Raw genomic sequence first — 6,257 nt, 5'->3', positions numbered from 1 at the left:
GCACGATCTTCTCAGTGTCGCGCGAGTCGCCTGTCAGTCGCCGTCATTTCCGGAGGCGATTGGCCGCAGTTCGAAAAGCAACTGCTCTCCAATCTTCCCCACGACGAAAGACTGAGCCGTCTGTCAGTACTTCCTACATGTGGAACAAAGTTCTTTCAATATTCGGCCGACTGGAAAAAGCTTTATTCGGAAGATTTCACCGCGGACGAGAAGAAAAAGATCGTCGACTCTCTGAATGCAGCGTTCCAGACAGCGGGCTATAAGGTCGAAAAGGTCTGGGGAGAGGTAATTGAAGACCGGGGAAGCCAGATCACGCTGTCCGCATTAGGTCAGCAGGCGCCTCTGGCAGAAAAAGAAAAATGGGACCCAGATTTCGCCAAGCGGAAGAAGATCAAAGCGATCCTTGGCCCGTTGATTCCCGGGTTCTCTGTTCGGCTTGGAGGCGCGACATCCATTGATGTCACCAAGCCTGGCATCGACAAGGCCTACGGGATTAGAAAGCTGCGAGACATTCTGAGAATTTCATTGAAAGAAATGATTTACGTCGGCGACGCCTTGTTTCCAGGAGGAAACGATTATCCCGCTGAACACGCAGGCGTCATCTCCATCCCGGTACGAGGACCCGAGGATACGAAGCGGGTGATCGAAGCCATCATCGCTTGCTTAGGCGGCGATCAGCAGGCTGACTTTCCGGCAGGAATTCGATGAGCGGGTTAAAGCTGGAGCGCCTGGGGATGGTGATCGAGCCGGAGCCTGGCAATCCCCAAGAGGTCGAAGGTGTTCTCAATCCGGCTGCGGCTCGTGGACCCGATGGTCAGCTCTACCTTTTTCCTCGTCTGGTCGCGAAAGGAAATTACTCGCGCATCGGCATTGCACGAGTGCGGTTCAATGCAGCCGGAGACCCGGCAGGCATCGAGAGGCTTGGCATCGCACTGGAGCCGGAAGCCGATTATGAGCGGCGGCCCGGCGGGGGCGGTGGCTGCGAGGATCCTCGTATCACCTTCGTGGAACCACTCAAGCGCTACATCATGGCCTACACGGCATTTTCGTCCCGAGGCCCACGGATCGCCCTGGCCCTGTCGGAGGATCTCTTCCACTGGCACCGCTTGGGGCTCGCGACGTTTGCTTCGTCCGACGGCATCGAATTCGGCAATGTGGATGACAAGGATGCCAGCCTCTTCCCTGTCGTCATTCCCGACCCGTCCGGGCAACCGGAATTGGCGATGCTCCATCGGCCGCTTTTCCCGGGAACTCGTCCGGAGGAAACTGCTTGCCGCCCCGCTCCCCGTCAGGTGGATATCGATAGGGAAAGCATCTGGATTTCATACTGTCGAATGACACCTGACCACAAGCCATTTCGCACCGGCCAGTTTACCTTTCATCACCGGCTGGCGGCTCCGGTCTCGCCCTGGGAGCGGCTCAAAATCGGCGGCGGCACTCCGCCCATCCTGACCCGGCACGGATGGCTGATTGTTTACCACGGCGTCAGCGATCTGGCAGAGCCGAACGACGTAGCGCACCAGCTGTGCTACTCGGCTGGGGTGATGATATTTTCAAAGGAACATCCGCTCGTGATCCGCTATCGTTCGGCGGAGCCGGTGTTGAAGCCAGAGTCGCGTCAGGAACGCCACGGGACCATCGACAACGTCGTGTTCCCCACTGGCATCGACCGGCGCGACGATCTTGGCTCACCGAATCGCTTCGACGTCTACTACGGGATGGCTGACAACCGAATTGGCGTGGCGCGCCTCGACATGCCGAAATCCCTCCCGCCGGGAGGAGACGCCGACCCGCCCGAAGCAACAGTATGATGCGCTCGATGCCTCGTGATCGGTTAACAGGGTATTGCTACAAGCCGCTCTCAGAACCGGCATCAGAGTGCGAATCCAACCACAGAAGTAGACCACGGATGCTACCAGTGGCCATTGCAACGCATTCATCAGCTGCTCCGTAATAGAGGTGAATCGTATCTCCATCCGCGCCGATGGTTTGTCCGCACGGAAATACGACATTACTCACGTCTCCTTCTCGTTCGTACCTGGCTTCCGGACCGAACATCCAGGAGTTTCCTCGTTGCAGGCAGATATCTGGTTTCTCGAGATCAAACAGCGCCAGGCCCAGACGATAGATACCGCCGGCTGCTGTCTGCCGAACGCCGTGATAGATCACCAGCCAACCCTTCACCGTCTCAATCGGCGGCGAGCATAGCCCAATCTTGTTCGCATCCCACCATCCGCCGCGCCGTGCCGCAAGCATCACCTTATGACTGCCCCAATGCCGCAGATCCGGCGAATAGGATATCCACATGTGAGCGCCAAGTGTCGTAACTGGACGATGGATCAGAGCCCAGAGGCCACCGATTTTCCAAGGCAGCAGTGCGGCATCCTTGTCTTCCGGTTGCATGATCACACCATATCGCTCAAAACTCTTGAAGTCCTTGGTGAGTGCGAGTGAAACTCCCGGACCACCTTGCGCGAAGGAGGTATAAGCAACTACATATTGCTCAAGCTCTGGGACATATGTGATGCGTGGATCTTCGATGCCCCAGATCTCTTCGGGATACTCGCGAGGATTTGGCATCAATGTCGGTCGGGAATCGATGCGCCATCCATCGATTCCATTCGCTGAACGAGCAGCGCAAAGGTGCGACAAGCCAGTGCGCTCTTCAACTCGGCAAAGCAACAAGGTGTCTCCGTCGGCCAACCTTGTTGCGCCAGCATTGAAGACACTGTTAATGGGATATGGCCACTGTTTCCGAGTGAGGATCGGGTTGCCGGCATAGCGAGTGAATAAGGGAGCCTCTATACTTCCGGCCGGTTCCTGCTGTTCATTCTTGACATGCTCGGGCGCTATCGGGGAAGGGATCATAGGATTCAAAGCGAGACACTCATTTCCTGATGCTGTTTTTCTGCGGTTGGTATTTCTATACTCTGCATTTCCAGCAGAGCCATCAGAAACGAAAGAGTCGATTCTGCTCCCTGGTTTTCATTGACGCGATCTGGATGAAGCCCGTCTCTACACCCGCCAGTCGTGGGGTCGTAGAGCGGAACCTGTAGGTCGTTCTCTCCAAGGAACCAGCGAAATGCACACCATGCCTCCTCAAGCCAGAACTTTTCGTTTGTAAGCCGGTATGCCTGAAGGTAAGCAGAGATGGCCGCACAGGCCTCGATGGGCTGCTGATCGAAGCGAGCCTTCTCGCCGCCCTCTGCGAAGAACCCCAGCGAGCCAATCGGCACGAAGGTTTTTTCATCACCGCGATGCTGCTCAGCGACAAGCCATTGGAGCGATCGGATCCCCACCTCGACCATCCGCTTGTTTTCGCTTCGCCATCCTGCCAATAGCAGCGCCTGTGACAACCTCGCGTTCGAGTAGGAAAGACTGCGTTCAAACCAATGCCACGTCTCCGTATGAGCGCGCTCATAGATGTCCAGTAGCCGGTTTGCCAGCGCATTTCGAATCCCTTGGATCACCCGGTCTCCCGGGAAGCAGTCCAGATAAGCCTGCATTCCCAAGATGGAGAATGCCCATGCGCGCGGGCTGGTAAAAGTCAGAGTCGCCGGCACCGCGGCCTCGAAGAGCCTGCCTGTCGCGCCTCTCAGTCCTACATCGTCCGAGTGGCAAAATACCGTTCCCAATGCCCATAGGGCGCGCCCGTGGCTGTCTTCGGTCCCAACCTCTTCCTGCCACTTACGGTCGTAACTCAGAAAATTTCGGAACCTGCCTGTCTTTTCCTGAAACGCAAACCATAGGAACGCAAGATATCTGCGGGATAGCGCCGCGTGTGGATGGAGGTAGGACCGAGGCGAACCGTTCAGCAGCGTTGCAACAACTAGCGCGCGCGCGTTGTCATCCGTCGTATAACCCTCAAGGCAATTGGGCACAGAAAATATGGCGTGCTGCAAAATGCCCGTGTCGTCAGTCATGCTGGACAGGTGGGACGTATCCATCAGCGGCAATCTATCGATCGCCATGGCTGCAAGTATCCCCCGAATCGCAGCTCGCGGTCGCGACATCCGTTCGACACGCGCCCGTTGGAAACTGGCCATATAAGCCTGCGCTGTCTTTTGCCATGTTGTGCCACGTGAATAAAGATAAGCTCGCTTTCGCAGAGCATTTCGTTCGGTATCGTTCTCCAATAGCCTGTTCGCCGCATCTGCGATGGACGCCGGGTCGTCGAACGGAACGAGAATGCCGCGCTCCTGGGCCAGAAGTTCTTTGGCATGCCAGTATGGAGTGGAGATAATCGCCTTCCCTGCACCGAGCGCAATTGCGAGCGTGCCGGAAACAACCTGGGCTTCCTGGCGATACGGAGTAATGTAGATGTCCGCGGCGCCGACGTGCTCGATCAATTCTTCCGCGCTCACGAAACGGTTGTTGAAGACGACCTGGGAGGCAACACCCAATTCCACCGCCAGCGCCTGCAACTCTTCGCGATATTTTTCCCCCTCATGGCGCCTGATATGGGGATGCGTTGCTCCGGAAACGATGTACACCAGGTTTTCGTGTTTCTTGAGGATGGCCGGCAGCGCGCGGATCACGTTTTCAATTCCTTTATTCGGCGACAGCAAGCCGAATGTAAGGAGTACGGACTTTCCCTCGGCGTCAAACAAATCCTTGAAGTAATTGGGATCCATGAATGGCATATCTGGTACGCCATGAGCAATGAGGTCGATCTTTTCACTTGGCACGTCATACACATCGCGCAGAAGCCGCGCCGCGTGTTCACTCATCACGATTAGACGATCCGAAAATTGGGCGATCTCGGCAAGTACTGCGCGCTGATGGGGGTCCGGCTCACGCAGGACCGTGTGAAGCGTCGCCACCAATGGCATTTTTAATTTGCGAAGCAACGTAAGGATGTAGCTGCCCGCTACTCCGCCGAAGATGCCATATTCAAATTGCAAGCAGACCAGGTCATTCCCATTGAAGTTAAGAAAGTCAGCAGCCCGTTCATAGGAGGCCTCGTCTTCCTGGGCCAATTCCAGCCGTACCTGCTCAGGATATTGATAGCTTGACTCCGGGTCGTTGACCGGAATCGCAAAGAGACGACCGGGGCCGTATTCTGCTGCGATTGCAGTGCACAGGTCTGTTGTGAACGTGGCAATGCCGCATTGTCTCGGCAAATAATTTCCGATAAAGGCGATGCGGGTCGGCAGTGATAGCGGATGAGTATCCACCGACGCAGACTCGGACATTTCTTCGTTATGAACTATTTCCGAGAAAGACATGTCTTCCACTTTCATGCGAACTGTGGTCTACACTCGCTATCGGTCGCACCGCCGCTTCCGAGCATGTTGACTCCTAACTTCCCTGTATCAGGCAGGAATATTCACCATCGCATGCAGCCTTTATTTTAGTCCTGCTGCTCCTGCTGTGCGCAGACAGGAGCAGCAATCCCAAGGGGCAAAAACAGAATGGCTGTGCTGACCGGCCCCCGAATTATGTACCAGTCGATATGAGAGTATCTGGTTGAGGTTGTCGGCAAAGCGTTGCCGAAGCCTGTTGTGCTGACTGAATTTGTCGCAACGCCCGGCTCGCTCACGCAACGGGCGGCCTGTTTCGGAATCGAGAAGTAAGGAGTATCGTCTACGAGTAAGGATATTTTATGGCGTTGACTGCAAAGATCACCAGTAAAGGCCAGATCACCGTGCCCAATCAAGTTCGCCGCGCCTTGGGCGTTGGTGCGGGCGACCGGCTCGCGTTTGAGGAGCGGGCGGGAGAAATGCGCGTCGTGCCGATACGCGCGGAAAGCCCTTTTGAGCGGTACCGTGGCATGGGTAATCCGCAGATCGGTTCCGGCAAGCGGGCGATTGCGAAATGGCTACGCGAGCTGCGCGGCGAATGACGACAGCCATCGACACCAACGTTCTGGTTGCGCTCTGGGACACGGATCCGCAATTGAACAGCGCCGTTCATAAGGCCCTTGATTCTGCTCAGGCGCGGGGCGCACTTGTTATCACTGGGGCCGTCTACGCAAAGTTGCTGGCGCTTCCAGGACGCACGGAAAAGATGCTCGATGAGTTTTTTGGCGCAACGGGTATTCTCGTCGAGTGGCAATTGAGCGAACAGATATGGCGTACAGCGGGCAGAGCCTTCCAGGAATATGCACGCCGACACAGTAAAAAGAAGGCTGAAATGCCGCGCCGGATACTTGCAGATTTCTTAATAGGCGCACACGCAGCCGTCCATCACTATCCACTGCTGACTCTTGATCGGCGCCTCTACAGAGCGGCTTTCCCCAAGCTGAAAATTGTGGA

Annotated in this window: 6 protein-coding genes; 4 read left to right on the top strand and 2 right to left on the bottom strand. The window is 56.1% G+C overall.

The window, feature by feature from the left end; translation table 11 throughout:
- Both VMU57_RS15730 and VMU57_RS15725 read left to right on the top strand, forming a co-directional pair.
- Positions 1 to 708 (top strand): HAD hydrolase family protein (locus VMU57_RS15730; RefSeq protein WP_325385086.1); only part of this gene is annotated, 708 nt, incomplete at its 5' end.
- Positions 705 to 1,811: a hypothetical protein gene (locus tag VMU57_RS15725; RefSeq protein WP_325385084.1), complete on the top strand. Its 1,107-nt coding sequence runs from the start codon at positions 705 to 707 to the stop codon at positions 1,809 to 1,811. The genes VMU57_RS15730 and VMU57_RS15725, both read left to right, overlap by 4 nt.
- A gap of 37 nt (positions 1,812 to 1,848) precedes the next feature.
- On the opposite strand, the gene VMU57_RS15720 is transcribed toward VMU57_RS15725, so the two are convergent.
- Positions 1,849 to 2,868 (bottom strand): glycosidase, encoded by a 1,020-nt coding sequence (locus VMU57_RS15720; RefSeq protein WP_325385088.1) that lies wholly within the window; start codon positions 2,866 to 2,868, stop codon positions 1,849 to 1,851.
- 5 nt (positions 2,869 to 2,873) lie between these two features.
- On the bottom strand, positions 2,874 to 5,243 hold the full coding sequence (locus VMU57_RS15715; protein ID WP_325385082.1) for a glycosyltransferase family 4 protein: 2,370 nt from the start codon (positions 5,241 to 5,243) through the stop codon (positions 2,874 to 2,876).
- Between the two features lie 362 nt (positions 5,244 to 5,605).
- Between VMU57_RS15715 and VMU57_RS15710 the strand changes: the two genes are divergently transcribed.
- Both VMU57_RS15710 and VMU57_RS15705 read left to right on the top strand, forming a co-directional pair.
- Complete coding sequence (locus VMU57_RS15710; protein WP_325385081.1) at positions 5,606 to 5,845, top strand: AbrB/MazE/SpoVT family DNA-binding domain-containing protein; 240 nt, start codon at positions 5,606 to 5,608, stop codon at positions 5,843 to 5,845.
- The coding region (locus tag VMU57_RS15705; RefSeq protein WP_325385079.1) for a type II toxin-antitoxin system VapC family toxin at positions 5,842 to 6,257 on the top strand (416 nt) is incomplete at its 3' end. The genes VMU57_RS15710 and VMU57_RS15705, both read left to right, overlap by 4 nt.

The sequence above is a fragment of the Edaphobacter sp. genome (assembly GCF_035532915.1).
In the GTDB taxonomy this organism is placed as follows: Bacteria; Acidobacteriota; Terriglobia; order Terriglobales; family Acidobacteriaceae; genus Edaphobacter.
This window is presented reverse-complemented; position numbering and strand designations above follow the sequence as displayed.